Annotated in this window: 31 protein-coding genes; 4 read left to right on the top strand and 27 right to left on the bottom strand. The window is 69.8% G+C overall.

What is annotated here, in order from left to right; translation table 11 throughout:
* Positions 1-46: 46 nt before the first annotated feature.
* The 21 genes from BKY59_RS08715 to BKY59_RS08820 form a co-directional block, all read right to left on the bottom strand.
* On the bottom strand, positions 47-547 hold the full coding sequence (locus BKY59_RS08715) for a DUF2793 domain-containing protein (protein ID WP_076070695.1): 501 nt from the start codon (positions 545-547) through the stop codon (positions 47-49).
* An 18-nt stretch (positions 548-565) separates the two neighbouring features.
* On the bottom strand, positions 566-2,764 hold the full coding sequence (locus BKY59_RS08720; protein WP_076070697.1) for a phage tail protein: 2,199 nt from the start codon (positions 2,762-2,764) through the stop codon (positions 566-568).
* A 3-nt stretch (positions 2,765-2,767) separates the two neighbouring features.
* Positions 2,768-3,175 carry an NlpC/P60 family protein gene (locus BKY59_RS08725; protein ID WP_240500035.1) on the bottom strand — a complete coding sequence of 136 codons (408 nt, stop codon included), beginning with the start codon at positions 3,173-3,175 and terminating at the stop codon, positions 2,768-2,770.
* Position 3,176: 1 nt separating this feature from the next.
* Positions 3,177-3,995, bottom strand: coding sequence for a DUF2163 domain-containing protein (locus BKY59_RS08730; RefSeq protein ID WP_076070699.1), 819 nt, complete (start codon positions 3,993-3,995; stop codon positions 3,177-3,179).
* Between the two features lie 11 nt (positions 3,996-4,006).
* Entirely contained in the window at positions 4,007-6,319 is a 2,313-nt protein-coding gene (locus BKY59_RS08735; protein ID WP_083671994.1) for a DUF2460 domain-containing protein, read from the bottom strand.
* Positions 6,320-6,428: 109 nt separating this feature from the next.
* The gene (locus tag BKY59_RS08740) at positions 6,429-7,016 is read right to left on the bottom strand and encodes a tail tape measure protein (protein ID WP_076070702.1); all 588 of its coding nucleotides are present in this window, start codon (positions 7,014-7,016) and stop codon (positions 6,429-6,431) included.
* Positions 7,009-7,275, bottom strand: coding sequence for a phage tail assembly chaperone (locus BKY59_RS18350; RefSeq protein ID WP_083671995.1), 267 nt, complete (start codon positions 7,273-7,275; stop codon positions 7,009-7,011). The genes BKY59_RS08740 and BKY59_RS18350 overlap by 8 nt, the downstream gene beginning before the upstream one ends.
* Entirely contained in the window at positions 7,276-7,584 is a 309-nt protein-coding gene (locus BKY59_RS08750) for a gene transfer agent family protein (protein ID WP_129586311.1), read from the bottom strand.
* Entirely contained in the window at positions 7,575-7,982 is a 408-nt protein-coding gene (locus BKY59_RS08755) for a phage tail tube protein (protein ID WP_076070707.1), read from the bottom strand. The genes BKY59_RS08750 and BKY59_RS08755 overlap by 10 nt, the downstream gene beginning before the upstream one ends.
* Positions 7,983-8,038: 56 nt before the next feature.
* Positions 8,039-8,434: a DUF3168 domain-containing protein gene (locus BKY59_RS08760; RefSeq protein ID WP_076070709.1), complete on the bottom strand. Its 396-nt coding sequence runs from the start codon at positions 8,432-8,434 to the stop codon at positions 8,039-8,041.
* Complete coding sequence (locus tag BKY59_RS08765; RefSeq protein WP_076070711.1) at positions 8,431-8,637, bottom strand: hypothetical protein; 207 nt, start codon at positions 8,635-8,637, stop codon at positions 8,431-8,433. The genes BKY59_RS08760 and BKY59_RS08765 overlap by 4 nt, the downstream gene beginning before the upstream one ends.
* Positions 8,634-8,942 (bottom strand): head-tail adaptor protein, encoded by a 309-nt coding sequence (locus tag BKY59_RS08770; RefSeq protein ID WP_083671996.1) that lies wholly within the window; start codon positions 8,940-8,942, stop codon positions 8,634-8,636. Before BKY59_RS08770 ends, BKY59_RS08765 begins: the two co-directional genes overlap by 4 nt.
* Complete coding sequence (locus BKY59_RS17105) at positions 8,939-9,205, bottom strand: head-tail connector protein (protein ID WP_129586312.1); 267 nt, start codon at positions 9,203-9,205, stop codon at positions 8,939-8,941. Before BKY59_RS17105 ends, BKY59_RS08770 begins: the two co-directional genes overlap by 4 nt.
* A 129-nt stretch (positions 9,206-9,334) precedes the next feature.
* Entirely contained in the window at positions 9,335-10,360 is a 1,026-nt protein-coding gene (locus tag BKY59_RS08785; protein ID WP_083671998.1) for a phage major capsid protein, read from the bottom strand.
* Between the two features lie 43 nt (positions 10,361-10,403).
* A complete protein-coding gene (locus BKY59_RS08790) occupies positions 10,404-10,790 on the bottom strand; it encodes an HK97 family phage prohead protease (protein ID WP_240500036.1) in 387 nt (128 codons plus the stop codon).
* 14 nt (positions 10,791-10,804) lie between these two features.
* On the bottom strand, positions 10,805-11,116 hold the full coding sequence (locus BKY59_RS08795; protein WP_076070717.1) for a DUF6127 family protein: 312 nt from the start codon (positions 11,114-11,116) through the stop codon (positions 10,805-10,807).
* 67 nt (positions 11,117-11,183) lie between these two features.
* Positions 11,184-12,323: a phage portal protein gene (locus BKY59_RS08800; RefSeq protein ID WP_076070719.1), complete on the bottom strand. Its 1,140-nt coding sequence runs from the start codon at positions 12,321-12,323 to the stop codon at positions 11,184-11,186.
* Between the two features lie 91 nt (positions 12,324-12,414).
* The gene (locus tag BKY59_RS08805) at positions 12,415-13,725 is read right to left on the bottom strand and encodes a DNA-packaging protein (protein ID WP_420822088.1); all 1,311 of its coding nucleotides are present in this window, start codon (positions 13,723-13,725) and stop codon (positions 12,415-12,417) included.
* Between the two features lie 12 nt (positions 13,726-13,737).
* Positions 13,738-14,211: a hypothetical protein gene (locus BKY59_RS08810; protein ID WP_076070721.1), complete on the bottom strand. Its 474-nt coding sequence runs from the start codon at positions 14,209-14,211 to the stop codon at positions 13,738-13,740.
* A 143-nt stretch (positions 14,212-14,354) separates the two neighbouring features.
* Positions 14,355-14,948 (bottom strand): SOUL family heme-binding protein, encoded by a 594-nt coding sequence (locus tag BKY59_RS08815; RefSeq protein WP_076070723.1) that lies wholly within the window; start codon positions 14,946-14,948, stop codon positions 14,355-14,357.
* A 159-nt stretch (positions 14,949-15,107) separates the two neighbouring features.
* Positions 15,108-16,985: an ABC-F family ATP-binding cassette domain-containing protein gene (locus tag BKY59_RS08820; protein ID WP_076070725.1), complete on the bottom strand. Its 1,878-nt coding sequence runs from the start codon at positions 16,983-16,985 to the stop codon at positions 15,108-15,110.
* A 68-nt stretch (positions 16,986-17,053) separates the two neighbouring features.
* On the opposite strand from BKY59_RS08820, the gene BKY59_RS08825 reads away from it, so the two are divergent.
* Positions 17,054-17,404: a DUF3297 family protein gene (locus tag BKY59_RS08825; protein ID WP_083671999.1), complete on the top strand. Its 351-nt coding sequence runs from the start codon at positions 17,054-17,056 to the stop codon at positions 17,402-17,404.
* 112 nt (positions 17,405-17,516) lie between these two features.
* Here BKY59_RS08825 and BKY59_RS08830 read toward each other — a convergent pair whose 3' ends face one another.
* Together BKY59_RS08830 and BKY59_RS08835 are read right to left on the bottom strand one after the other, a co-directional pair.
* Complete coding sequence (locus BKY59_RS08830) at positions 17,517-18,155, bottom strand: glutathione S-transferase family protein (protein WP_076070809.1); 639 nt, start codon at positions 18,153-18,155, stop codon at positions 17,517-17,519.
* Positions 18,156-18,205: 50 nt separating this feature from the next.
* Positions 18,206-18,649: a DUF6456 domain-containing protein gene (locus BKY59_RS08835; RefSeq protein WP_076070811.1), complete on the bottom strand. Its 444-nt coding sequence runs from the start codon at positions 18,647-18,649 to the stop codon at positions 18,206-18,208.
* Between the two features lie 292 nt (positions 18,650-18,941).
* On the opposite strand from BKY59_RS08835, the gene BKY59_RS08840 reads away from it, so the two are divergent.
* From BKY59_RS08840 to BKY59_RS08850, 3 genes are all read left to right on the top strand, one after another.
* A complete protein-coding gene (locus tag BKY59_RS08840; protein WP_076070727.1) occupies positions 18,942-19,505 on the top strand; it encodes a helix-turn-helix domain-containing protein in 564 nt (187 codons plus the stop codon).
* Between the two features lie 156 nt (positions 19,506-19,661).
* Positions 19,662-20,375: a 6-phosphogluconolactonase gene (pgl, locus tag BKY59_RS08845; RefSeq protein WP_076070729.1), complete on the top strand. Its 714-nt coding sequence runs from the start codon at positions 19,662-19,664 to the stop codon at positions 20,373-20,375.
* Positions 20,372-20,896, top strand: a complete 525-nt coding sequence (locus BKY59_RS08850) for a flavin reductase family protein (RefSeq protein WP_076070730.1) — start codon at positions 20,372-20,374, stop codon at positions 20,894-20,896. Before pgl ends, BKY59_RS08850 begins: the two co-directional genes overlap by 4 nt.
* A 66-nt stretch (positions 20,897-20,962) precedes the next feature.
* On the opposite strand, the gene BKY59_RS08855 is transcribed toward BKY59_RS08850, so the two are convergent.
* The 4 genes from BKY59_RS08855 to BKY59_RS08870 form a co-directional block, all read right to left on the bottom strand.
* Entirely contained in the window at positions 20,963-21,652 is a 690-nt protein-coding gene (locus tag BKY59_RS08855; RefSeq protein WP_083672000.1) for a L,D-transpeptidase family protein, read from the bottom strand.
* A 130-nt stretch (positions 21,653-21,782) separates the two neighbouring features.
* Complete coding sequence (locus BKY59_RS08860; protein ID WP_076070732.1) at positions 21,783-22,751, bottom strand: magnesium and cobalt transport protein CorA; 969 nt, start codon at positions 22,749-22,751, stop codon at positions 21,783-21,785.
* A gap of 115 nt (positions 22,752-22,866) precedes the next feature.
* Complete coding sequence (locus BKY59_RS08865) at positions 22,867-23,892, bottom strand: SMP-30/gluconolactonase/LRE family protein (RefSeq protein WP_076070733.1); 1,026 nt, start codon at positions 23,890-23,892, stop codon at positions 22,867-22,869.
* 2 nt (positions 23,893-23,894) lie between these two features.
* Positions 23,895-25,007 (bottom strand): Gfo/Idh/MocA family protein, encoded by a 1,113-nt coding sequence (locus tag BKY59_RS08870; protein ID WP_076070814.1) that lies wholly within the window; start codon positions 25,005-25,007, stop codon positions 23,895-23,897.
* Positions 25,008-25,081: the final 74 nt, after the last annotated feature.

A 25,081-nucleotide genomic window follows, 5' to 3' on the forward strand; every position in this document is an offset into this window, starting at 1 on the left:
AACACAGTAAGCGCCTCCCGGTTTCGCACGTGTCGAAAAAAAAGATTCAGGTGGCAATAAGGCCATGGTTTCGCAGTGCCAGCAAGATCGAAATGAGCGTTGCACGCGCTTCCACATCCACGGTCGTGCCGCCCGCCATGTCTGCGATCGCGGGCTGGCGGGCGCCGACCACCGGCAACCCGTCGCAAGCGAGGCCGGCCGCCGGGAAAGGGCCCGTGCTCCACGTCGTGCCCGTCCAATAGGCATGCAGCCCCCGGTCCACGACCCAGGCCAGCATACCGAGGGCCGGCAGGACGAACCGCCAGCCGCCGTCGGTCCAGCCGGCAATCTGCCCCCGCCGTCCGGCCCATGCGCCCACCGCGTCGGGCGGCACCGCCCATGCCCTGCCGATTACCGGATCGCCCGGCGGCACCGCAAGCATCAGCGTTTCGACGACTGGGTGCAGCGCCATATCGACGATCGCCAGCGCCTCGTTGTGCGTCACTTCCTTCTGCCCCTGCCCGGACAGGATCCAGGGCAACCCGAACCGTACGCTCTCATCGGCCATGTCGATTCTCCCAATGTTTCAAACGGTGAAGATCCGCCCCGCTTCCCGGGACGCGGCCAGCGTCCCCAGTTGCGCCACTGCGAACGCCAAGGCCCCCGCCCCCGCCAAACCGTCTGCGGCCTGCAGGTCCGGCGGGTACAGCCACGCGGGTCCGTCGACGGTCACCGTCCGCACCGTCCGAGCCGCGCGGGAGATGGTCAGGCGATACCGTTCCGCCTCTTCGCCTAGCGGAACGTCCACGCCGTCCGCCCACGCCCAGCCCGCGCGACTGCGCCGGGTCCAGCGGAACCATATCGTCCCGTCCACCAGGCGCGTCGCCGACAGATGCACCGGAGCCGGCGGTTGCAGTGCCAGCCCGAGGAACGGGCCGACGGCCTCGACCGGATCGGCATCGCCGATGCCGCTGGCCATGATCGTCGCCGGTGCGCCGATAGCGGTAGCCGGCAAGGCCATCGTGACAAGCCGGTCCGGCTCCACCAGCACGAACCGTTCGTCCGGGCCATGCGCGCCGATCGCCGCCTCCGTGCCATAGCGTCCGCGCAGCAGCCGCGTCAGGCGGAACCGCGCGACGCCGATCTGCTCGGCCCGACCAAACTGAATTAACTCGCCGCCGACCAGCGCCAGGTTCGCCCCGTTCAGCATCGCCGCATCGGACCGCCCCTCCAGCGCCATCGCATCGTTCAGAAGCACTATCTCGATCGCCGTCCGTGCATCGAACAGCGTCGATCCCGCGACCGGCATCGCCACCGCCACCCGGCCGATGACCGCCGCCGGGGCCGTCCGCCCGATCGGCGTCAGCGTGGCATCGCCGTCCACGCCGCCCGACAGCAGGGCGGACCGCCAACCGGGCGACACGCCTGCCGCGGCCACATGCACCCCGCCCCCGGCCGCTATGCCCGGCACGCCGGCCGGCAGTTCGAATATCGCGATCGTCGTCGGTCCGTGGGGCCGGTCCGGCTGCATCACTGCCCGCCCGGGCACCGCGGGCGGCGGCATGGCACCGCGTTCCGCCGGTTGTGCGACCAGTCGCACCTCGACCACCATCCGGTCGATCGTCACGCCGGCAACCCGCCAATCGGCAACTGGCCCCGCCCCCGGCAACCGGACGGCCGCCCCCGGCATCAATCCCATCCACCGCCACGGCAGGCGCACGACCGCTTCGTGCCGCCCCGCCCAGTCCGTCGCCAGCCGCCGCTCGGCAATGTCGCGGGCCACCGTGGCGGACATCACCGCCGGCAGCTCGACCGCCGTCACCCGTCGGCCGACGCCGCCCCGCCCGGCACGTTGCAGCCCGGCCTGATAATCGCGTTCGATCTCATAATAGGCGATCGTCACTGCATCCGCGGCCGTGCCCGCCGTGCGCCGATCGCGTTCCTGCCGCACCCCGCCCTGCAGGCCCACCGCCGTGCCCAGCGCCGTCACCGGCAGCGTCACCGGCGGTTCCCTGCCCTCGCGCAGCACCAGCCCCCCGTCGGGATCGATCAGGACCGACGGCACCGCCGCCGCCAGCGTTTCGACCGCACCGCGCACGCTGTCCCCGCTGGCGGCATAGCCCAGCACTTGCGTCATGCTGCCGTCCGCGATCGCCCCGCCCGACAGGATCGCTGCCACCGCGCCGATCGTCATCGGACCGGCATCCGCCTCCACCTCGAAACTCAGCGAGGGGATCCGATTGCCGTAAGCCGCGAGCGCCATGTCCTCGAACACGACATAGGCGATCCCGCGATAGGCCGGCGCCCGGTCGATCCCCTCCACCGCCGCGATCAGCGGGTCCACCACCTGCCCCTCCCCGCCGGGGTGGAAGCGGAAGCCGGTCACACCCTTCCAGTCGCCCGCCGCCCCGCGCAGCAACGTCCCGTCCGCCCAGATCCGGCCGATCGACCGCACCGCCCGCGCGGACAACGCGACAGCGAACGAGGCAGAATAGCTATACTGCCTAGCATCTGGCTGCCCCTTCCCGCCCCCGCCGCGCGTCATGTTCTCCTTCAGGTCGGTCGCCCAGATCACCGTACCCGCCACCCGCATCCGCCCGAACATTTTCGGGATCATGCTGCCATAGGAAGATGTCTGCACGCTCAGCTCGCCCAGCCGCGGCCCCTGCCGCCCGCCGCCGCCAAGCACGGTGCCATCGATCCGGTTGCCGATCAGCGCGCCTACCGCACCCCCGATCGGCCCGCCCACCAGCGTACCGACCGTAGTCAGGACCAAAGTCGCCATCGCCTATCCCCCTTTATATCGCCAGCACGCGATCACCGGCCACGGCACGATGCCGGGCACCGCGACGATCCGACCGATCCCGGCATCCGCGTGGACAAACCCGTCCGCCATCAGGATCAGCAAGTGGAACTGCCGCGGCCCGGCCTCGACCAGCACCACCGCGCCCGGCCCCGGCATATCGTCCAGCCGGACCAGCCCCGCCGCATTGACCTGCGCGGCCACATCGTCCGCCGTCCCGCCACGCATCGCGTAGCGCGCCGGCACCTTCTCACCCGGCAACCGCCCGGCAAAGGCGATCAGCCCGACACAGTCCAGCCCATAGGCCGGCACCCGCCCCTGCGGCCGGAACCGCACGCCGATGCAGGCATGCGCCCGCGCCACCACATCGTTCGGCACCACATCGTTCATCATCTCATTCCCCCGGATACCGCGTCAGCAGGTCGTTGCCCGGCAGATGCGGCTCCCCGCGGAAATTGGCCGCGTTGCCGAACCGGTCGCTGCACGTCGCCAGGCTCCGGTCGCACCCTTCGGTCAGCTCGACCCGGTCCCCCGCCACCGCCCCGAACGGCGGCGCATCGCGCAGGAAAAGCGTCCCGCCTTCCGACGCGGTGATCCCCACCGACAAGCCGCTGGCCGCCCCGTCCAGCCAGCGTATCCGGCCACCACCCCAGCGGCCCGGCGCGGCCCCGTCATCGGGCACCGCCATCGTCTGCACGTCCGCTACCTGCACGATCGCCGTCGTCATCACCCGACCGGCCATGTCCACGCGGCACCGCCGGTCGCCAAGCGCCGCACGGCATTCGGGGGAGGTCCGCTCGACCACCGGCCGTTCCAGCACCGCCGTCGGCCCACGCAGTTCCGCCTCGAACCCGCCGCCCCGCGTCGCCACATCGCCGATCTCGCCGCGCGCCAGCAACAGCGGCACCGCGTCCGGATCGCCCCAGTCGGTTGCGAACATCCTTACCGCCGCGCCGTCCCACCGCCCCGCGTCCAGGTCCGCCGCCGATATCCGGTCGTGCGTCAGCGCGCCTGCGACATCCAAGGTCGCCACCGCGAACCCGGCCTCTCGCGTCACGGCGGACGGCACCATTCCCGGCGCCGCGGCATAGGTCAGGCCATCCACCACCAGATCGCGATCATGCCCGGTGAACCCCAGGCTGATCCCGTCCCGCCGGTCCAGCCGCCAGCAAAAGGCGACCCGCGTCAGTTCCGCCTGCAACCAGTCCAGCATGGCTCGCTCCCTTACCCCTCGCGGATCTCGATCAGCGGCACGGACGCGATCTCGCCTGCCAGATATGTCGCGCGCGACACCTCTATCCGGTCCTCCGCGAACCGGACCGGCACGTCGAACCGATACCCTGCCGTCACCACCGCGCCGGCCGCCGGGGCCGCATCGAACGCCACCACCCCGCCCGGTTCCAGCGTCCATCCGCCGATCGCCGCAACACTGGCCACGCCGACCCGCACGCTGCCTGCCACCGGCCGCGTGATCCGCCGCACCGCCGCGTCCCCGCCGCTGCCATAGGTCTTGGTGAGCGCGAACCGCGTCGCCACCCCGTCGCCGATCCCGATCCGCTGGTCCGCGAACGCCGGCGCATCCGTCATCGCCGCCGAACTGTCGTCATAGGGGTCGCGCAGACGAAACCCCTTCGCCGCCCCGCGCCGCGCACGGAAGAACGCGATCAGCGTCTGCGCATCCGCGTCGGACCGTACCCCCGGCCCGGCATCGAACCGCATCCTTGCCTCCGCCCAGTCCGCGTTGCGTTGCTCGTGCCCCGACGCGCTCGTCACCACCGCTGTCGAAAAGCCCGGCGAAACGCTCGCCTGCCGCCCCAGCGCGATCGGGAAATCCACCTCGTCGAACGGCGTCATCGCCTCTCCTTCCGCATCCCAATGGACGAACCCGTCGCGCGCCACCTGCGGCAATGCCCAGACGAAGACGTCCGCGATCCCGCGCGCGCGTGCCGCCTCCGCCGCCGCATCGATCTCGCGCCACTGCGACGCCGCCTCGCGGTTCAGTACGAAGCCGGAGAAATACTGCTGTTCCGCGGCCGGATATCCCAGCCGCGCGGCCATCGCCGCCACGCCGCGCACGGTCGCCCCGACATTGCCGGTCGTCACCCAGTCATAATCCTCCAGCTGCAGCATATCGAACGCCGGCCGCGCCCAGCCCAGCGGCACATTGGCGCGCCGCAGCTCCGGCGCCGTCCGGTCCAGCACCGTCGGCAGATAGACGAGGAGCGCGACCTGGCATCCCGGTGCCGCCGCGCGAACCGCATCGCGCAGCGCCAGCGTGGACGCGGCCAGCATCGCGCCCGCCTGGTCCAGCATCGCCCGCTGCGCGGCATCCATCGGCGTCTTCACATCCGGGATCGACACCAGCGCCGCGCCGAATGCCGTCCGTGCGGCGACATCGTACAGGCAGGGTCGGCCGCCCGGTGCCACCCACCACCACGGCTCCCCCACCTGGAACCAAGGCGTCAGCCCGGCCTCCACTGCGATCCGTACGAACGCCCGCGCCACCTGTTGCAGATACGCCATCGCGCCGCCATGCGCCGGCGACAGCAGCGTCGACGGCGGCACCCATCCGGTCAACGCCGAGTCGCCGTCCTCAGTCCGCTGCTTCCAGTCGCCCCACGCATGCGCATCGAACAATTCATAGCTCAGCGACAGGATCACTCGATATCCCAATGCCCGTGCACGCGCGGCAAAGTCACGATGCCAACTGGCACAAGCGACGTTCAGGGCCCCGCCGGCCAGGCTCGCAAACAGCCCGTCGTCCGCCCGTTCCAGCCGGAAATAATGGCTCATCCCGACATAATGGTTGATCACTTCGCGATAGCCGAGCAGCAGCGCACCGCGCAGCACCCGTTCGGGCGTCAGGTTGTACGCATCGTCATATCCGGTCGCGATCCGCAGGCCGTGCGCCGGCACCATCGCATCGCCCAGCGCCAGCACGGATCCGGCACCGTCGCATCGCATGCCGGACAGTTCCACCCAGCCTTCGGCCGGCACCGGCAGCGGTCCACCCGCCTTGTCGTACTCGGGGGCCACCAGCGATATGAACATCCGGTCGATGTCCCCCGCCCACACCGGGTCCGCCTCCCCCGGCAACAGATATCCGCCGTCCAGCCGGGCGAAATCGACCGCGATCTCCGCATCCTGCGGGTCGCCGCGCGCATGATTCCAAAGTCGTACATACCAGGCCCGCGCGCGCCCGGCCGCGTCGCGCCCCTCGATGGTCAGCGTCGGGCCGTTGATTGCGTCCAGCGCACGAATGCCGCCGGACCGCCACCGGAACCGCAGCGTGCAATCTTGATAATCCCTGCTCGTCTCGTAACTTGCCAGCGGATGATCCCACCGATCCTCCGATGCCCAGATCAGCCCCGCCAGGTCGTCCCGGTTGTAGAACACCGCATCCACCCGCAACGCCTGCGGCCCCGTCGTCACGACCGACGCCATCACCGGCCGCGGAAAATCGACGGTCCAGAACCGCACGTCGAACCGCTTCACATACCCCGTCTCCGTCCGCTCCGTCGCCAATCGCCAGCCCATTCCAACCTCCATTCAAGAGCAACAAGGCGCCCCCTCCCCTCCAGGGGAGAGGGCTGGGGAGAGGGGCTTTTCTAGGTGCAGCGCCAGCAGACACGCATGCCCGAAACCCTCACCGCTCCGCCGCCGCCAGCGCACTGCGCACCGCCCGCGCCACCTGCCGCGACGACCGCGCCAGCGCCTCCGGTGCCGCCCCGCCCGCGACATTCACCGAAATCGCCACCCGCACCTCGCGCCCCGCCTCCGGCGCGGCCCCCGCGGCGGCCCGCACCTGACCGCTGCTCGTCGGCACGAACAGTTCCGGCCCGTGCTCGCCCACCACATAGGCCGCGCCCGGCGACACCGGTCCTCCGGTCGCCCGCCCGGGCAGCCCCGCCACCGCGCCGACCAGCGTCGCCGCCACCGACGCCAGCCCCCCGCGCTTCGGGCTGCCACCGCCCAGCACCGACGCGATCCCGCCCGACACCGCCGCCGCCGCGATCTCGCCCAGCACCGCCAGCGCCGTCCGCTTGAGGTCGTCGAACCCCAGCTTTCCCGTCTGCACCGCGCGCGCCAACGCACTCTCGATCGCGCGTCCCGCTCGATTGGCGTCCCGTTCCAACGGTCCGGCCAGCGTGTCGCGCATCGCCGCCACGTCGCGCGCAAAGCCCGCCGTGTCGGCCCGCACGCCGATCACCAGCCGCTCGATCTCGTCATCCATCCGGATCCCTTTCCCGCATCGCGTCCAGTTCTCCCGCACCCAGCGGCACGTCGACATCGCCCGCCACCACCGCCGCCAGCGCCGCCAGTTCGGCCGGCGTCGCGCGCCAGAACCGTTCCGGCCCCCACCCGAACAGCACGCCCGCCTGCCCCGCCATCCGCACCGCCGCCTCGGCGAACCGCGCACCGTCTTCCCCCCTTCCTTTCCGGGGAAGGGCGGGGGGTGCGCGCCCCACACGCAACACCTCCGGGTCTGCCATTTACCGACCCTGCAGGATCTGCAGGATCAGCGTGCGCAGCGCCGGCGTCACCGCCGCCAGCCCCGCCTCCAGGATTGCCTCGCCGATCCGCTCGCGCGTCAGGCCGGCGTCGCGATCCGCCACTACGTGCCAGAACAGCGCTGCGATCTCTGCCAGCGACAGCGTCCCCGCCGCCGCCCGCTCGACCAGCGCGAACAACGGTCCCAGCTCGCCCTCTGCTGCCACCAACGCCTCGAAACTTGGCCGCAGCGTCAGCGCCGCCCCGTCGACGGTCAGTGCCGCCTCTCCCCGCGCCGGGTTCACGACGATTGGACCTGGCCGGAAGATTCAAGTGCAAGCGTATAGGAACGCTCGCCATTGTAATCGCCGGCATAGTCCAGTCGCGCGACCAGGAACCGCCCGCGCAACCGCTCGCCACTCTCGAAGCTCAGCTCGTAATCGTCGAGCAACCCGGCCAGCGCATTCGCCTTCAACCGCGTCTCCGCGGCCGATCCCGTAAACACGCCCGCCCCCGCGACCGATACCGATCGCACGCCGGCCCCGGACAGCAACTCGCGCCATCCCCCCGACGCCTTGCTGGTGATGACCACCGCCTCGCCGTTGATCGACAGCATCGTCGTCCGCATGCCAGCCACGGTCGCATAGACCGGGCTCGCCGCCCCATCCCCGACCTTCAGCAGGAACGCACTTCCCTTCTCGACCGCCATGAAAAGCCTCCACTAAACAATTGAAACAGAGAGCCCCTCCCCTTCAGGGAAGGGGCTCAAGGCACCGGCACAGTCCGCACCCGATATTCCACCAGCCCCGCCCACGGCCGCCCGGCATCGCGCACCAGTCGCGCGCGCAGGAACAGCAGCCCCACGATGCTGTGCCCGGCCAGCTCGCGCGGCATTTCCTCGATCGCGTCCTCGGCCACCGCCATCAGCGCGTGAAGCCGAGACGGCCGCCCGCCCTCGTCCCACAGCACCACCGCGATGCGGTGTTCCCGCCCGTCGAGCCCCTTGGCGCCCCAGGCCGATGTCGTTGCCTCGCCGATCGCCGCATAGGGCAGCTTCGCCCCCGCCGGCGGCCCGTCGAATACGCCGGTCACCCGGTCGCCAAGCCCGGCCCGCAGAGCCGCAACCAGCGCTGCCTGCACCGCTCCCGCCGCATCGCTCATGTCGCATCCTCCCCGATCGTCCGACGCAGGTCGCGCAACCGCACATCGTCCAGCATCCGCCGCGACAGCCCGCACCCGACCAGCGTCACGCCGTCCGCCGCACCCACCGCGTCCAGTTCCGGAAAGGCGGCACGCAGCCGCGCCGCCACCCGCGCGATCACCTGTTGCTGCCGACGCAGCGCGATCCGCTCGACCCGCGTCACGACACTTCCTCCGCGAACAGCGTGATCCGGTCCGGCATCCGCGGATCGGCCAGCACCCGCACCACGCGCAGCACCATCCCCGCCCGCCCGATCCGGTCGCCCACCCTCACGTCGAACGGCCGCATGGCGATCCGCCAGCGCCGCTCCCCGTCCGGCACGCACCCCGCCCACACGATACCCAGCGCCACCAGGTTGCCGGACACGCCCCCCTGCGCATCGCGCGTCGCATCACCGCGCGAAACCGTCACCCGCTCCCGCAACAGCCCCGCCAGCCCTGCACCGCCCCCGCCCTGCCCCGGGCTCACAGCCGCATCTGCCGATAAGGCCGCCACAGCGCCGCCACCACGGCGGGCGGCCCCGCATCGTCGTCACGATGTGCATGGAAATGTGCCGCCAGTCGCACGATCCCTTGGCGCACCGCCGCCGGCACCTCCGTCCCCAGCGGCGCCCCCAGGAACCGTTCCGCCACGCCTTCCGCCGCCGCGACCAGCGTCGCGATCAACGCATCCTCCGCATCCGTCTCCAGGCGTAGATACGCCTTCACCTCGTCGATCCCGACCGCTGCCATCCCACCCCTCCTTCCAATGGACTCCGTTCGGTTCGCGCAAGCGCCGAGCGAAGCCGAGAACCCTGCGCAACGGCAATGTTCTCGACAGGCTCGAACCAAACGGAGGTAGGCTGTTGACATTGCCGAAGATCAGCCGGCCGAGAACCGCATCAGCTTGATCGCCTCGGCATTCACCACCGCACCCCCCACCCGCTTGGTGGCGTAGAAGTGGACGAACGGCTTGTTGGTGAACGGATCGCGCAGGATCTGCGTCTCCTGCCGTTCCGCGATCAGGTAACCGACCCGGAAATTGCCGAACGCGATACCCAGGCTGTTGGCCGCCACGTCGGGCATGTCCTCGGCCTCCACCACCGGATAGCCCAGCAGCGTATCGGGCCGCCCCTCGATCAGCCCCGCCTGCCACAGGAACGCTCCGTCCGCAGTCTTCACCTTGCGGATCAGCGACAGCGTCGCGCTGTTCATCACGAACGACGCACCCTGCCGGTACGGACTGCGCAGCGCCTGGACCAGATCGATCAGCCGGTCCTGCGCATTGCTGCCGAACCCGCCCGCCGCACCCGACGGCACATATTGCAGCGTCCCGAACGCCCGGGTCGCGTCCCCCTCCGGCGCCACCGATTCGGCCAGGAACCCGCGCGGCCGGTTCACCCCGTTTCCGGCCACGAACGCCGCCCCCTCGGCGCGCGCGAACTCGGTCGCCACCTCGTTCGCCAGCCAGTGCTCCACGTCGAACGCCGCATCGTCCAGCATCGCCTGGCTCGCCGCGGGATTGGCGTACAGCTCACCCATCGGCGGCGCGATTTCCGCGAACACCGGCGTGCCCGTCTCCGGCCGCCCCGCCGTCTCGGCCACCCAGCCGGACGGCGTCGCCCCGCGCGTCACCAGCTTGCGATACCCCGCGGTCCCGACCTTGACGACCTGCGCGATCGACCGGATCGGCGAGATGCTCGCCAACGTCGCATCGATCCGCCGGTCGATCTCCTCCGGCACGGCATAACCGCCCGCCGCATCGGTGACGCCGTTCACGCTCTTCAGCTCGACGCCCACCTCCCGCCCGGCGCGGAGATAGCCTTCCACGAACGCCGTCACCGCGCCATCCGCCCGCGCACCCGACAGGGCCGGCCGCCCAAACGCATCTGCCTTCACTTCGTACATATGTCTCTCCTGTTGAAAATCTTGCGTCGGCAAGGCGGTCGCCTCACCAGACCCGATCGACCCGGGCGCCCGGCTGCATCGGCACCGTCACCAGAGACACCTCGAGTAGGTCGACCTCTATCAGTTCACGATATGTTCCCCGGCGTTCATGCCGTGAACGGTAACCGAACGACAATCCTGTCACCGCGCCGGCCAGCAACGCCGCCGCCATCGCCGATCCCGCCGGCACCTGTCCGGCGACACGCAGCCCGCGCGCATCCTCGACCAGCGCATCGATCGTCCCGACCGGCCGCAACCCGCCATGCTGACGCAGCAACGCGACCCGCCCCGGCCGCTCCGCAAGGCTCCGCGCAAACGCCCCCGCCCGCACGATATCGCCGCCCCGGTCCACCACGTCGAACAACGCGGCATAGCCCTCGAACCGCACCATTTTCCCCGGCCGTCTCATGGCTTCAGCAGCTCGGTCAGCCCCAGCCGCGCCGCCATCGCGACCACCAGCAGCGCCAGCACGATCCGCATGACCCAGGCCAGCACCGCGTTACGGGTCGAAATCTTCGCATCGCGCCACGCTTTCAAAAGCTCGCGCAACGCACTGATATCGTTACGGGCGGACGCATCGCTCAGCCCGAGCCGCTCCAGCGCGCGGCTCGCGCCCGCCTCGCTCGCCTCCTCGATCAGGGCGCGCAGCGTCACCAGCCCCGCCCCCTCCTCCTCTGCCTGGGCTAGCAACCGGGCCAGCATCGCCACATCGGTCATCGCATCCTCCCCCACACCGTTCGTACGTTACCCGGCGAAGGCCTCGGCCTAGGTGAAACGGCGCCGTTCAGGCCCCGGCCTCCGCCGAGGCGCCCGCCGCATCCACCTCCACCGCAAACCCCAGCAATTCGCGCTTCTCAGCCCGCGACAGGAAATCCGCCGCCGCCACCTGCCCCCACAGCGCGGCGCGATCGCCCGAAAGCGCCGGCACCGCATCCAGGTCGACGACCAGCGCCAGCCCCGGCCACCATGCCGCCAGCCCTTCCGACACACCATCGAGCAACCGCGCCACCAGCGGCAGCACCGTCAGCCGCCACAGCGCGCGGCTCGCCTCCGCATAATTGGCGTAGGTATTGTCGCCCGGCAGCCCGAGCAGCATCGGCGGCACACCGAACGCCAGCGCGATCTCGCGCGCCGCCGCGGCCTTCAGCCCGACAAAATCCATATCGGCCGGCGACAGGCTCATCGCCTGCCATTTCAGCCCCCCCTCCAGCAGCATCGGCCGCCCGGCGTTGCTGGATCCCGCGAAGCTCGCCTCCATCTCCGCCTTCAACCGGTCATACTGGTCGCGGCTCAGCACCGCCCCCGGCTCGCCCGGATCATAGACCAGCGCGCCGGACGGCCGCGCCGCATTGTCGAGCAGCGCCTTGTTCCACTGCGTCGCGGCGTTGTGGATCGCCACCGGCCCCGCCGCCGCCCCCAGCGACCCTACGCCATAATGGTCGTCGAGCGGATGCAGCGCCTTCAAGTGCACGACGCCCCCCGCGCCGCCCTCCCCGGCTACCGGATAGCGCGTCGTCACCGTCCCGGCCTGATACCGGTACGCCACCGGCCACCCACCCGCATCCGCCTCCACGGTCACTCGCTCGGGCCTGAGCGGATACAGCGCCTCCGGCACCCCGTCCGCCCCGCACCCGATCAGCAGATAGGCGTTCCCGTGCAACAGCATCTGCGCCGCCACCGTCTCCAGCACCGGCTTCACGATCCGTTCCGCGACATGCCCCTGCTCGGCCGCCAGCACCGTCACGCTGCCACACGCATCCGCCACCATCCGCACCGATCGCTGCGCCACCGCATTGCCCAGATACGCCGCCCGCACCTGCGCCTCGTACCCGCGCGGCCAATCCCCCAGCACGCCGCCCCCCGCACTCCGCACCAACGCCGGACGCGCCTCCGCACGTCCGGACTTCCGCCCGAACAACCACATGATCGCGCTCCTCCAGAAAACCAAAACCGTCCATCCCGAGCGAAGTCGAGGGACCCGTCGAGCGCAGCCGAGACGCGCACAGCCTACGAGGCTACAAAACCCGCAAACCCGGCGCGCCACCCCCGCGCCCCAGCATCAGCTCGGTCATCGCCCACACCAGCGCATCCGCCCGGTCCGGCGACCGCCCCGGCCCCACATAAGCGCCGCCCGACAGCAACCCCGCCAGCTCGTCCTCAAGCCGCGGAAACGCGCCGACATGCACCGCGCGACCGGCCTCGTACAGCGCCGCCACCGGTTCCGCCCGCGCCACTTTGCCGCGGCTGGCATGGACCAGCTTCACCGGCATCGCGCGGTTCGCGGCGCGCAGCACGCTGTCGACCATCGCACCGCCGTTGTTCGCCTCCGCCACCACGCGATCCGCCCCGTGCGTCGCGGCCGCATCCGCCACCGCCTGCGCCCAGCCTTCCGGGCTTGCGCCCTGCACGCTGGCGTCCGCGATCACCTGCGCCACCCCGTCCGCGCCCAGCGTCGCCACCACGATCCCGCACGCGTCCGACGTCGCCGTCGCCCCCGCCGGCGGATCGACCGCCACCACCGTCCGCACCGCGGGCACCGCCACGTCGCGCCGGCACGCCTCGATCAGCGCGCGGCTCCACAGCGCACCGTCGATCTCCTCGATCAGCTCGCCGTCCAGCTCCTGCCGCCCCAGCCGCGTGCCGCCGTACAGCGCGTCCATCGTCGCCACGAACGAGTCCGCTAGGTTCGCGCGATTGTCCGCGGTCCGCCCGCGCGTCACCACCATGCCCGGCATCGCGACCAGCCGCCGGACCAGCGGCACCGGCCGCGGCGTCGTGGTCGCCACGATGCGGGGCAAGCGGCCCAACCGCAATCCCATCGCCAGATTGTCCCACGCCGCATCGCCCCCCTTCCATTTCGCGATCTCGTCCGCCCAGGCCACATGATGCTGCGGCCCGCGCAGCGCTTCCGGTTCGGCAGCGGAATAGACGAAGGCCGTCCCCCCGCCCGGCCACCGCAACCGGCGCAGCGACGGCTCCCAAACCGGCCGCGCGTGCGGCGGCGCGATCGCCAGCAGCCCGCTCTCCCCCTCCACCATCACCGCCCGCGCTTCCGCATAGGTCGCGCCGACCAGCGCCGCCTGCACCCCCGGCCGCCCCTCCACCTGCGCGCGCAGCCATTCCGCCCCGGCGCGCGTCTTGCCGAACCCGCGCCCGCCCAGCATCAGCCATACCCGCCAGTCGCCCGCCGGCGCACGCTGCCCCGGCCGCGCCCACAGGTCCCAGCGATGCTCCAGCCCGCGCGCACCTTCGCCCAGCCGCCGCAACATCCGCTTCCGCTCGCGATCGGGCAGTAACGCCAGCGTTTCGCCCAGCGATCGTTCCAAGGCCCGCCCCCTTCATTCCGCCACGCTTTCCAGTCGCCGCTTCATCTCCGTGAACTTCTCCTCGATCCGCTGCGCTACCACGGCCAGGTCATCGATCTCCTCGAAGATATCGGTCGCCTGCACCGCCGCCCGGTGTTGCCGCAGCAGCTGCAACCAGGTCCGCTCCTCCTGGCTGGTCGGCGCGTTGCGCTCCGCCTCTCCCCCCGCAGCGCGTTCCAGCGCGCGTTGCAGCATCCGCAGTTCCAGCCGCAGATAGCCTTCCGACAACGCGCGCAAGAACAGCGTGCGGAACTTCGAATCCATCTGCCGCCGCTGCCAAGCCCGCTTGTCGGTCGTCCCCACCGCGATCGCGGACCGCGTCACGTTGGCGGACCCGGCCAGTTCCACCAGGAACGCTTTCTCAATCGTCGCCGACCAGCTGTCGGACTTCTGCGGCTTGTCGGGCTTGTCGGGCCTGGCCTCGTCCGCGGTCGCTTTCTCTCCCACGCGTCATGCCCCCCGGACGACGAAGGGGCCGGAAAGCGTCTCCGCCCCGGCCCCTTTCGGAATTTCTCATCGTTCACGTCATGTGCCAGAACAGCGCACCGCTGTCAAGCGGTTTTAACCGATATGGTTCACTGCGTTATCTGTCAGACAACGGCCTGCCATACCTCATTATGCTTCAACGGCCCCGGAATGAACGGCGAGTTGAAGAACGCATGCTCCACGCCGCCGACCGGCTCCAGCCCGCGGGCCTTGATCCATGCCGCCAGCTGCGCGCTCTTTTCCGCCAGCAACGCATCGTCCGCCTTGCCCGCAAACCGCACCGTCGCCACCCGCCGCGCCGGGATCATGCTGATCTCGATCCCCGCGTCCGGCGTCGGCAGCGTGTCGCGCGTATAGGCCTTCGGCATCACGAAACTGACAGTCCACCCGCGCCCCTCGGTCCGCTCGGCCAGCACCGGCGCGGTCATCGCGATCTCGTCGCCCTCGCGGTGCTCGGCAAAGATGTAGCCCGCCAGCACGCCGAACCCCTGCCCCAGCGCGCGGTCGCGCCCGCCCGGCTGCACCGTCCGCGCGACCAGGATCGGCGGATAGCGCCGCAGTGCGAACGTATCTTCCTCCTCGACGGTCACATAATCCGGCTTCTCGGTCGTCCGCTCGCGCAGCCAGTACAGCCCCGCCCCCGCCACCGCGACTGCCCCGACGCCAGCCGCCCAACGCCCGATCCTGCGATAATTCATCGATTGCTCCTACGGTAAGCGCGAACACGCGCACCGTCATCCCAGCGGACGCTGGGATCCATTATCACGACGGTTGCGGCTTTCCTGCCGCCGGAGTGATAATGGATCCAGACTTTCGTCAGGATGACCGACCAAGGCGAAGGATGGCGTGCGCCAGCCTCAGACCGCCTTTTCCAGCACTTCGGTCGCCGCGACCCACACCGCCTCGGCATCGGCCAGCCCGGCCTCCGCCTCCGCGCGCTTCTTCATCAGTTCGGACATCGTCAGCTTGGCATAGGCCGCCCCGGCCGATTTCGGATCGAACATCGCCAGGTCGATCTCGCCGCGCATCGCGGAGAATTTGGCCATCTCGCGCTCCGCGGCCTGCACCGCTTTGCGCAAGCCCTGCGACCGTTCGCGCAGTTCGGCTGCCGCCTTGCGGTCCTGCTTCGACTTGTTCTTGCCGGCGCCCGACGCCGCATCGCCGGACGTCCCGCCGGACCCCTTCAGCACCATGTCGGTATAGTCGTCCAGAGATCCCGAATATTCCTGCGCCGTCCCATTGTCGACCAGCACCAGCCGGTCCGCGGTCAGCTCCAGCATGTGCCGGTCATGGCTCACCAGCACCACTGCGCCCGAATAGTCGTTCAGCGCCTGGACCAGCGCCTCGCGCGAATCGACGTCCAGATGGTTCGTCGGCTCGTCCAGGATCAGCATGTGCGGCGCCTCCCGCGTGATCAGCGCCAGCGCCAGCCGCGCCCGCTCGCCACCCGACAGCTTGCCGACCTTGGTCAGCGCCTTGTCGCCCGAAAACCCGAACCGCCCAAGCTGCGCGCGCACCGCGCCGGGGCTCATCCCCTTCATGATGCGCGTCATATGCTCCAGCGGCGTGTCCGACGTGTCGAGTTCCTCGACCTGGTACTGGGTGAAATACCCGACCTTCATCTTGCCGCTCGACGTCATCTCGCCGTCCATCGCGGGCAGCTGTGCCGCCAGCAGCCGCGCCAGCGTCGTCTTCCCGTTGCCGTTCCGCCCGAGCAGCGCGACCCGGTCGTCCGGGTCCAGCCGGAAATTCAGCCGTTGCAGGATCGGCGTCTCGGCATACCCCACCGCCGCCATGTCCAGCGTCACCAGCGGCGGCCGCAGCTCGCTCGGGTCGGGAAAATTGAACGACAGCGTCGGATCCTCCGCAGCACTCGCGATCGGCTGCATCCGGGCCAGTGCCTTGGCGCGCGACTGCGCCTGCTTGGCGGTCGATGCCCGCGCCGAATTGCGCGCGATATAGTCCTGCAGCTTCTCGCGCTGCTTGGCCTGGCTTGCCCGCGCTGACTCCAGCTGCGCCAGCCGCTCGGCCCGCTGCCGCTCGAACGAGTCATACCCGCCCGCGTACAGCGTCGTCGTGCCGTTCTCCAGGTGCAGGATATAGTCGACGACATTGTTCAGCAGGTCGCGCTCGTGGCTGATGACCACCATCGTCGCGCGGTAGCCCTTCAGGAAATTTTCCAGCCACATCGTGGCTTCCAGGTCGAGATGGTTCGACGGCTCGTCCAGCATCAGCAGGTCCGGCCCCGAGAACAGCAGCGCCGCCAGCGCGACGCGCATCTTCCAGCCACCCGAATAGCTGTCGAGCGGCCGCCCCTGCATTTCCTCGTCGAAACCCAGCCCGACCAAAATCCGCGCCGCCCGCGCCGGCGCGCCATAAGCGTCGATCGCGATCAGCCGTTCGTGCACCTCGCCCAGCTTGTCGAGGTCCTGTTCGGTCTCGCTGGCTTCCAGCAACGCCTTGCGTTCCAGGTCGGCGTCCAGCACCGTCTCGAACGGCGTCGCGGTGCCCGACGGCGCTTCCTGCGCGATATAGCCGATCTTGGCGCCCTTCGGCATCTCGACCGTGCCCTCGTCGGCATCGCCCAGGCCGCAGATGACCTTCATCAGGGTCGACTTGCCCGCGCCGTTCCGCCCGATCAGGCCGACGCGCGCCCGCGTCGGCAACGCGGCGGTCGCGCGGTCGAGGATCGTGCGTCCGCCAAGACGCACCGTGATACCGTTCAGATTCAACATGGCCGCGCCGATAGCGTAATTTGCTGCACCGCGCTATCGGACACGAAACACGAAACGGAATCCGCACCATGACCGATCAGACCCTTGACCAGAACCCAGGCGACCCGAACCCGGGCGACCTGCCGACCACCGAAGCCCCGGCTACGGACACCCCGCCGGACCGGCTGTCCACCAATCCGAAAAGCCCGTTCTTCCTGGCCGAACATCTCCAGCGTGGCGTTGGCATTGTCTTCAACGGGGTCGAAAAAACGAATGTCGACGAATATTGCATTTCCGAAGGCTGGGTGAAAATGGCGGTCGGCCGCACGCTCGATCGCAAGGGCAATCCGATGACGATCAAGCTGAACGGCACGGTCGAACCCTATTACCGCGACACGGCGGCCGCTCCCGAGGACGAACCGGAAGCCCACCCGTCCTGAACGAGCCCGAAACTGCCAACGGCCCACCCCAAACGGTCATCCCGGCGAAAGCCGGGATCTCTCTTCGGTCGGCGACACCCCGTTCACCGCCACGTCACCTCGCGCCCCAGACTCACCCCATCCGCGCCAGCATTGCCCGCTCCTTGGCCACCAACCCCGCGAACGAAGGCCGCGCCAGCATCGCTGCCAGATACGCCGATATCCGTGGATATCCGTCCAGCACCCCGCCGGCATGTTCCAGGTTTACCAGCGGGCTCGCCACCGCCAGATCGGCCAGCGTAATACGGTCCTCGACCAGGAACAGGCTCTCCGGAATACGCGCCTCCAGATAGGCGAGCACCCCCGGCAGCACGTCCGCCTCGCTCGCGTCCGCCGCGGCCAGGTCCCCCGGCTTGCCTTCGAACCGCGGGCGCACCACCCGGTTGAAGAACATCGGCCGTACCGCGTCGAACAGTTCCGCATCGCCAAACTCGTCCCAGAACAGCGCCATGCCCCGCGCGCGCGGCTCGGCCGGGATCAGCGCCGGCTCCGGATGCAGCGCCTCGATATACGCCACGATCGCCGACGAATCGGCCAGCAGATAGTCGCCGTCGCGCAAAGCCGGCATCTTGCCCAGCGGGTTGGCCTCGCGGAACGCCGGATCGGTACTGGCCCGCCCGATGCGGTGCAGGTCGATCGCGACGTCCTTTTCGGCGGCGAATGCCAGCACCTTGCGCACGAACGGCGAAAACGAACTTCCATAAAGGATCATGACGGCCCTGCTCCCGTGGATCGGCTTCGGATCGCCACGATCCGCCAATCTCAATGCATGCCATAATGATCCGCCAGCCGGTCCAGCGCCAGCCCCAGCACCAGCTTTCCCGACCGTTTCGGCCACCCCAGCGCGCGTTCCGCCGCCTCCAGCCCCTCGCCCGCGCACGCCACCCGCCACACCACGTCGGACAGGCCCGGCCCCGCCGCCGCGACGGCCGCCTCGAACCGTCGTCTGGCCGACAGCTGCGCCCCCGACGGGTCGATCGCGCCCCCCGTACCACCGCCCGGCGTCGCCGCCGGGTCCCAGCGCATCGTCACGCGCGGGGCCAGCTGCGCCGTTTCCCAGTCCGCGCGCACCCGCTCGCCCGCCTCATACTGCCGTGCGCTCACATGCCCCCGCGCGCGCAGCCAGCCCAGCGGCGACTCGCCCAGATTGACGGTCACGCGCCGTCCGCCGCCCTCGGCTGCCGGCAGCGTCCTGGTCACCAGCATCCGGTTCGCGCCGTCCGGCGTCGCGTCGCGGACCGACCACCCCCGACCTGCCGCAGTCGCGACCAGCCCGTCGTCGGTCACCCGCGCCAGGTCCGCCCGCACCAGCATCTCGACCAGCGCCGCCGGCGTATCGGACAGCTTCCGCCCTGCCGCCAGCGCCGCCATCACCGCCTGCCCCCGCCGATCCAACGTCAGCCCCATGTCGCGCATCCTCATCGCCCTACCGACGAACACTTGCCATAACGCCATGATTGTAGGACAGCACAATAACCAGAACGGTTATCGAGGTCCCATGATCACAGTCATCCGCGACGTCCGCCGCGCGCGGGGCATGACGTTGCAGGACGTCGCCGACGCCTGCGTCCCACCGACCACGGCCCAGACGATCGGCCGGCTGGAAACCGGCATGCGCACGGTGTCGGTCGGCTGGCTGAACCGCATCGCCGCCGCATTGGACGTGCCCGCCGCCGATCTCGTCCGCCTGCCGGACCAGGCCGAACTGCCCGTCGCCGCGATCCTCGGCGGCACCGGCGCGCATGCCCCGCGGCAATCCGACGCCGTCCTGCCCCCCCGCCCGGCCGCCGATCAGGTCGCGATCATCGTGGAGGCCGGCGTCGGCGATTACCGCGCCGGCGACATACTGTGGTGCCGCCGCGTGGGGCCGGACGGCTTTCCGGCCGCGCTCAACCGCGACATCCTCGTCCCCCGCCCCGCCGGCCGGTTCCTGTTCGGCCGCCTCATCGGGCGCGAGGCCGGCAAGCTCCAGATGCTCCCGCTCGGTGCCGGCATGCGCCAGCAGGTCCTTGCCGACCCCCCCTGGGCCGCCATCGCCAACCTGCTCGTCCGCACGCTTTAAGAGCCTAAAGCCCTCTCCCCTCCGGGGAGAGGGCTTGGCTTGGTACCACCAGGCAGCGACCGGAACATCCCGACCATTAAAGAGCGGCAGAAGCCCCCCTCGCCACCCCCGCGCCCATCCGCTATGCCCCGCGCGACACCCCAAGGAGACCTACCGATGATCGAAGCCGAATGGTGGGAGTTCGAGGATCGCGACAGCCTGGCGCAACAGGTTGCCGACGATATCGAATTCGTGATCGAACGCGCGCTCGCCGGTCGTGGCCATGCGCTGCTCGCGGTCACCGGCGGCAGCATGCCGGCCGCGATCTTCGCCGAACTGGGCAAGCGCAAGATCGCCTGGGACAAGGTCGTCATCACGCTGACCGACGACCGGATCGTGCCCGATGACGACAAGCTCAGCAATTTCGCCGAACTGACCAAGATGGCGGGCAAGACAGGCGCGACGCTCGTGCCGCTCGTCCGCGGCGCCACCGCGACCGACGATCCCGCCGCCACCGGCCGCGCCGCCGACGCGCGCCTCGCCGACCTGCATTTTCCGCCCGACCTGGTCTGGCTGGGCATGGGCGAGGACGGCCACACCGCGTCGATCTTCCCCGGCCCTGATTTCAACCATGCGGTGAACGGCCCCGCCGCGCGCCGCGCGATCGGCGTCCGGCCCGATCCGATGCCCGCCGATCGTCCCGCCAACCGCGTCACGCTGACCCTGCCCGCGCTCGCCGGTGGCCACGCGATGATCGTCACGATCGCCGGCGACGTGAAGAAAGCCACGCTGGAGCGCGCGATCGAGGAAGGCCCCTCGTCCACCCTGCCGATCGGCCGCGTGCTCGCCGCCACCGAAGCCGCGATCGACATCTACTGGAGCGCCGAATGACGACCGCGACCGATCTGGACATCCCGCCCGCCACCGACACCGCGACGCTCGCCGCCGCGGTCCGGCTCGCGCTGCGCCGGATGGCGAAATCGGTCACGGTCATCACCTGCCTGCATCTGGGTCGCCGCTATGCGATGGCGGCGACCGCGGTCGACGCGCTGTCGATGGATCCCCCGTCGATGATCGTCTCGGTCAACCGCTCCGCCTCGCTCCACGCGCCGCTCGCGGCCGGCGCGGACTTCTGCATCAACGTGCTGGGTGCGATGCACGAGGATGTCAGCCGCGCCTGCGGTGGCGGCGCCTCGGGCGAGGACCGGTTCGGCACCGGCAACTGGATCACCGGCCCGCGCGGGCTGCCGATGCTCGCCGACGCGCAGGCCGCCTTCGTCTGCCACAACGACGTCTCGCTCGGCTACGGCACCCACGCGCTCTTCATCGGCCGCCTCGTCGACGTCCGTTCCTACGGCGACGTCGATCCACTGGTCTATCTCGACGGTCGCTACACCCGCACCGCGGGGTAATACGCTCGCCGGTTTCGCCACCTGCCGGCTCCGCGAACCGAACAAAACCGGGAAACAGCGTCCGCCTCAAGCGGCAGTGATCGCCTCGCCCTGCTGCAACATCTCGCCGCGCGTCACGATCACGCGGTCGCCCAGCTTCACCGCCCGGAACAGCTTGGCCGCAAACGCGGTCGGCACCCCGATGCAACCATGCGTTACCGTGCCCCATTCCACGTCGCTGCCGTGGATAGACACGCCGTCGTTGGTCAGCCGCAGCATGTACGGCATCGGCGCGCCGTACAGATTGGACACATGGTCCGCATCCTTCTGCGTGATCGGGAATATGCCCAGCGGCGTCGGCTTCTCGTCCGCGCCGTACATCACCACCGCGGTGCCTATCTCGTACCCGCCGCGGAACACCGACAGCGTCTGCGCGGCCAGGTCGACCGTCACGATCATCGGCCCCGCCGGCACGCCCGCCTCGTCCCATACATAGTCGCCGTGGGTGAACGGGCGCGGCACATCCAGCACGCGTCGGATCACCATGCCCTCGTCCACCGCAGGCGCCGCGACCGGCACGACCGCCGGCTTCGCGGGGACGGTCCGGACCGACCCGACATGGTCGGTCGGCGACTTGGGCGTCACCCAGCCGGTCCGGATCAGCGGCGGGGTGCGCGCCGATACGCCCGCCATCCAGGCGACCGAACCCAGCACGGCCGTGCCCAGCGCCAGCTGTGCGATCCGCCCGCCCCCAAATCCGCCAGATCCTCCCGCCATCCTACCCGCTCCCACTTCTCCGGCCCGCCATCGCTCAAACCCCGCGGCAAGGCCAGTCGCCCATTCGCGCTGTCCCGCGGCGGCACGTTAAGCGCGTCGCTTCACCATCCCGCCACTGTACCGACCAAAGTTACAGCCACTTGGCATGCTTGAACCGCAGATAGAGCGCGGTGCAGACCACCGCGATCACCCCCAGCACGACGAAATAGCCATATTGCGTCTTCAGCTCGGGCATATGTTCGAAATTCATGCCGTATATGCCGGCGATCGCGGTCGGCACCGCCAGGATTGCCGCCCAGGCCGCAAGCTGGCGGGTGATCGCGCCGGTCCGCTGCTGTTCCAGCAGGTTGCTGAATTCGAACACGGACGACAGCACGTCGCGCAGCCCGTCGACCATCGTCTGCGTCCGGCGGACATGGTCCAGTACGTCGCTGAAATAGGGCTTCGCCTCCACGTCGATGCAGGGCAGGTCCAGCCGCACGATCTTGCCCGCCACCTCGCTCATCGGCCCGAGCACGCGCTGGAACCGGATCATCTCGCGGCGCAACGTGAAGATCCGCGTGATCTCCTCGCGGCCCAGGAAACTGTCCAGCGTACGCTGCTCCATCTCCAGTACCTCGTCCTCGATCGTTTCCACCAGCGGCAGATATCCGTCGACGATATAGTCCAGGATGGCATGCAACACATAGTCGACGCCGTGCATCAACAGCGTCGGCGCCGCCTCCAGCTGCAGGCGCAGCGCCTTGTGCGACCGTGCCGATCCGTGGCGCACGCTGATGATATGGCTGTGGCCGACGAACATCGCCGTCTCGCCGTACGCGATCTTGTCCCCGTCCAGCGCCGCGGTCCGCGCCACGACGAACAACTGGTCGCCGTACACGTCCAGTTTCGGCAACTGGTCCGCCTTCACCGCATCCTCGACGGCCAGCGGATGCAGCCCATATTGCTCCTGCAGGACATGCATCTCCTCCACGCTCGGATCGCAGATGCCGATCCAGACGAACTCCGATCGATCGGCCGGGCAATCGACCTTCTCGTCGATCCCGACCTCGCGCACCCGTTTGCCATGGCGATACAGATAGGCGGCTACGACAGTCATTCAGGCCTCTATGGCAATTCCGCGATTTGGCTTCCCTAGACAGGTTTCTCCGCAAACACCCCGGCCAAAACATAGCCATCCCGATCGCGGTCACGAAATCCGTCGAGCGTGCCCCCTACCAGCCCGCGGTCCGCGTCCTGACCCGCGCCAGCATGTCGGACGACGTCATGAACAATGTCCGCCCGTCCGCACCGCCGAAACAGCAGTTGGCGACCGTCTTTCCCGTCGCGATGATACCCAGCAGCCGCCCGTCAGGGGTCAGCACATGGACGCCGCCCGGCCCGGTCGCGAACAGCCGCCCCGCCCGGTCCACCGTCATGCCGTCGGGCAACCCCGGCCCGCCCGCCGCCTGTTCCGCACGCATGTCGCGGAACAGCCGCGGCGCGCCGGCCTCGCTGCGGCTGTCGAGCGGATAGGCATGGATTTCGGGTTTCGTCTCGTCCGACAACGCCAGGTACAGTGTGCGCGCGTCGGGGGAGAGCGCGAGGCCGTTCGGTTGCCGATGGCGCCGGTCGATCAGGTGCAGCCGCCCGTCCGGGTCCAGCCTGTACAGGCCCTGAAACGGCAGCTCGCGCAACGGCGATTGGTGGTCCTTCAACCCGTACGGCGGATCGGTGAAGAAGATCGCTCCGTTCGGCGCGACCACCACCGTGTTGGGGCTGTTGAACCGTCGTCCGCCGAACCGGTCGACCAGGATCGTCTTGCGCTTCGTATCCAGGTCGACCCGCGCGACCGCGCGATTGCCGCTGTCGGCCATCACCAGGCGCCCCTCCCGGTCGATCGCCAGCCCGTTCGCGCCCGCTTCGTTGAACGCGTCCGGCACCGGCCCCACCAGTCCCGAAGGCTGCAGGAACCTGTCCAACCCCACCCCCTCGCGCCACCGCCAGACGGTGTTGCCCGGCACGTCGGTGAACAGCAACCAGTTGCGCCTGCGCACCCACACCGGCCCCTCGGCCCAGCGATAGCCCTCGCCGAGCACTTCGACCGGGGCTGCCGGATCGATGACCGTGTCCAGCGCCGCGTCGATCCGCCGCACGCCACCGACCGTCCTTGTCGGGGCCGGAGCGCCGCGCGCCGCCGATGCCAGCACCACCGGTGTCGCCAGCGCGGCCGCCACGACGCCGCGGCGCGACCAGGTCATGCTCACGCCCGGTCGAACCGCACGCTGCGGCCTTCGCGCGCGGATCGGTATATCGCCTCGATCACGCGCATGTCGGCCAGCCCCTCTTCCCCCGCCACGATCGGCGCGCGCCCGCTCGTCACGCAGTCGGACAGATGATCCAGTTGCAGCGCGAATTGCGATCGCCGCTCCGCCGGCAGGACGCGTGCCGTGGTCGCACCGTCCCGCCGGATCGTCATGCGCTGCCCGTCATAGGATGTCGCCGGCTCCAGATCGATATCGCCGCCGGTGCCCACCACCCGATACCGGTTGTGGTTGGAACTGTAGCTCGACACGCAGTTGGCGATCGCGCCGGACGGAAAGCGCAGCATGAAATCGATCCGGTCCTCCACCGTCCGGAACCGCGGGTCGCGCCGGTCGGTCGATTCCACCGCCTGCACCGAAACGGGCTCCTCCCCCGTCAGGTATCGTGCCGCGTTCAGGCTGTAGATGCCGATATCCATCAGCGAACCACCGCCCGACAGCGCGCGGTCCAGCCGCCACTGGCCGGGCTGCGCCGCAAAACCATGCTCCGCGGTCACGATCCGCGTCGGGCCGACATGGCCGCCGCGTGCCAGTTCGATCGCCAGCCGGTTATGCGGTTCGAACCGGCTGCGATATCCGACCATCAGCATGCGCGCCGCCGCGCGCGATGCCGCGATCATTGCCTGGGCTTCGGCCACGCTGGTCGCCATCGGCTTCTCGCACATCACATGCTTGCCGGCCCGCGCCGCGCGGATGCTGTATTCGGCATGCAGGCTGTTGGGCAGCACGATATAGACGATGTCGATCGCCGGATTGTCGCGGATCCGGTCGAAATCGCGATAGCCGTAACAGTTGCCGGCCGGGATGTCATATTCCGCGGCGTAACGGGTCAGCTTGGCCGGCGTCCCGCTGACCAGTGCCACCAGTCGCGACGAATCGCATTCCTTGAACCGCGGCATGATCTGGCGCGTGGCATAACTGCCCAGCCCGACGATCGCATAGCCCAGCTTGCGCCGCCCCCGGCCGCCGCCTTGCGCAAAGGCGCTTTCCGCGATCGACGCCGCCACGCCCGCGCCGATGCCCGCCAACACGTTCCGCCGGTTCGTCCCCATCGCCGTCCCCATCCTGTCCTGCATCACCGTCCGCATCTTCCGTCCGGGACGGCGCGCCTGTGTCGGCAGCGTAG

Source organism: Sphingomonas montana (assembly GCF_001956315.1).
GTDB classification, from domain to species: Bacteria; Pseudomonadota; Alphaproteobacteria; order Sphingomonadales; family Sphingomonadaceae; genus Sphingomonas_R; species Sphingomonas_R montana.

Excerpts from the sequence above, each read along its gene's own strand:
- BKY59_RS08715 (WP_076070695.1), bottom strand. The coding sequence starts at position 547 with ATGGCCGATGAGAGCGTACGGTTCGGGTTGCCCTGGATCCTGTCCGGG.
- BKY59_RS08720 (WP_076070697.1), bottom strand. The coding sequence starts at position 2,764 with ATGGCGACTTTGGTCCTGACTACGGTCGGTACGCTGGTGGGCGGGCCG.
- BKY59_RS08725 (WP_240500035.1), bottom strand. The coding sequence starts at position 3,175 with ATGATGAACGATGTGGTGCCGAACGATGTGGTGGCGCGGGCGCATGCC.
- BKY59_RS08730 (WP_076070699.1), bottom strand. The coding sequence starts at position 3,995 with ATGCTGGACTGGTTGCAGGCGGAACTGACGCGGGTCGCCTTTTGCTGG.
- BKY59_RS08735 (WP_083671994.1), bottom strand. The coding sequence starts at position 6,319 with ATGGGCTGGCGATTGGCGACGGAGCGGACGGAGACGGGGTATGTGAAG.
- BKY59_RS08740 (WP_076070702.1), bottom strand. The coding sequence starts at position 7,016 with ATGGATGACGAGATCGAGCGGCTGGTGATCGGCGTGCGGGCCGACACG.
- BKY59_RS18350 (WP_083671995.1), bottom strand. The coding sequence starts at position 7,275 with ATGGCAGACCCGGAGGTGTTGCGTGTGGGGCGCGCACCCCCCGCCCTT.
- BKY59_RS08755 (WP_076070707.1), bottom strand. The coding sequence starts at position 7,982 with ATGGCGGTCGAGAAGGGAAGTGCGTTCCTGCTGAAGGTCGGGGATGGG.
- BKY59_RS08760 (WP_076070709.1), bottom strand. The coding sequence starts at position 8,434 with ATGAGCGATGCGGCGGGAGCGGTGCAGGCAGCGCTGGTTGCGGCTCTG.
- BKY59_RS17105 (WP_129586312.1), bottom strand. The coding sequence starts at position 9,205 with ATGGCAGCGGTCGGGATCGACGAGGTGAAGGCGTATCTACGCCTGGAG.
- BKY59_RS08785 (WP_083671998.1), bottom strand. The coding sequence starts at position 10,360 with ATGTACGAAGTGAAGGCAGATGCGTTTGGGCGGCCGGCCCTGTCGGGT.
- BKY59_RS08790 (WP_240500036.1), bottom strand. The coding sequence starts at position 10,790 with ATGGTGCGGTTCGAGGGCTATGCCGCGTTGTTCGACGTGGTGGACCGG.
- BKY59_RS08795 (WP_076070717.1), bottom strand. The coding sequence starts at position 11,116 with ATGACCGATGTGGCGATGCTGGCCCGGTTGCTAGCCCAGGCAGAGGAG.
- BKY59_RS08800 (WP_076070719.1), bottom strand. The coding sequence starts at position 12,323 with ATGTGGTTGTTCGGGCGGAAGTCCGGACGTGCGGAGGCGCGTCCGGCG.
- BKY59_RS08815 (WP_076070723.1), bottom strand. The coding sequence starts at position 14,948 with ATGAATTATCGCAGGATCGGGCGTTGGGCGGCTGGCGTCGGGGCAGTC.
- BKY59_RS08820 (WP_076070725.1), bottom strand. The coding sequence starts at position 16,985 with ATGTTGAATCTGAACGGTATCACGGTGCGTCTTGGCGGACGCACGATC.
- BKY59_RS08825 (WP_083671999.1), top strand. The coding sequence starts at position 17,054 with ATGACCGATCAGACCCTTGACCAGAACCCAGGCGACCCGAACCCGGGC.
- BKY59_RS08830 (WP_076070809.1), bottom strand. The coding sequence starts at position 18,155 with ATGATCCTTTATGGAAGTTCGTTTTCGCCGTTCGTGCGCAAGGTGCTG.
- BKY59_RS08835 (WP_076070811.1), bottom strand. The coding sequence starts at position 18,649 with ATGCTGGTGACCAGGACGCTGCCGGCAGCCGAGGGCGGCGGACGGCGC.
- BKY59_RS08840 (WP_076070727.1), top strand. The coding sequence starts at position 18,942 with ATGATCACAGTCATCCGCGACGTCCGCCGCGCGCGGGGCATGACGTTG.
- pgl (WP_076070729.1), top strand. The coding sequence starts at position 19,662 with ATGATCGAAGCCGAATGGTGGGAGTTCGAGGATCGCGACAGCCTGGCG.
- BKY59_RS08850 (WP_076070730.1), top strand. The coding sequence starts at position 20,372 with ATGACGACCGCGACCGATCTGGACATCCCGCCCGCCACCGACACCGCG.
- BKY59_RS08855 (WP_083672000.1), bottom strand. The coding sequence starts at position 21,652 with ATGGCGGGAGGATCTGGCGGATTTGGGGGCGGGCGGATCGCACAGCTG.
- BKY59_RS08860 (WP_076070732.1), bottom strand. The coding sequence starts at position 22,751 with ATGACTGTCGTAGCCGCCTATCTGTATCGCCATGGCAAACGGGTGCGC.
- BKY59_RS08865 (WP_076070733.1), bottom strand. The coding sequence starts at position 23,892 with ATGACCTGGTCGCGCCGCGGCGTCGTGGCGGCCGCGCTGGCGACACCG.
- BKY59_RS08870 (WP_076070814.1), bottom strand. The coding sequence starts at position 25,007 with ATGGGGACGAACCGGCGGAACGTGTTGGCGGGCATCGGCGCGGGCGTG.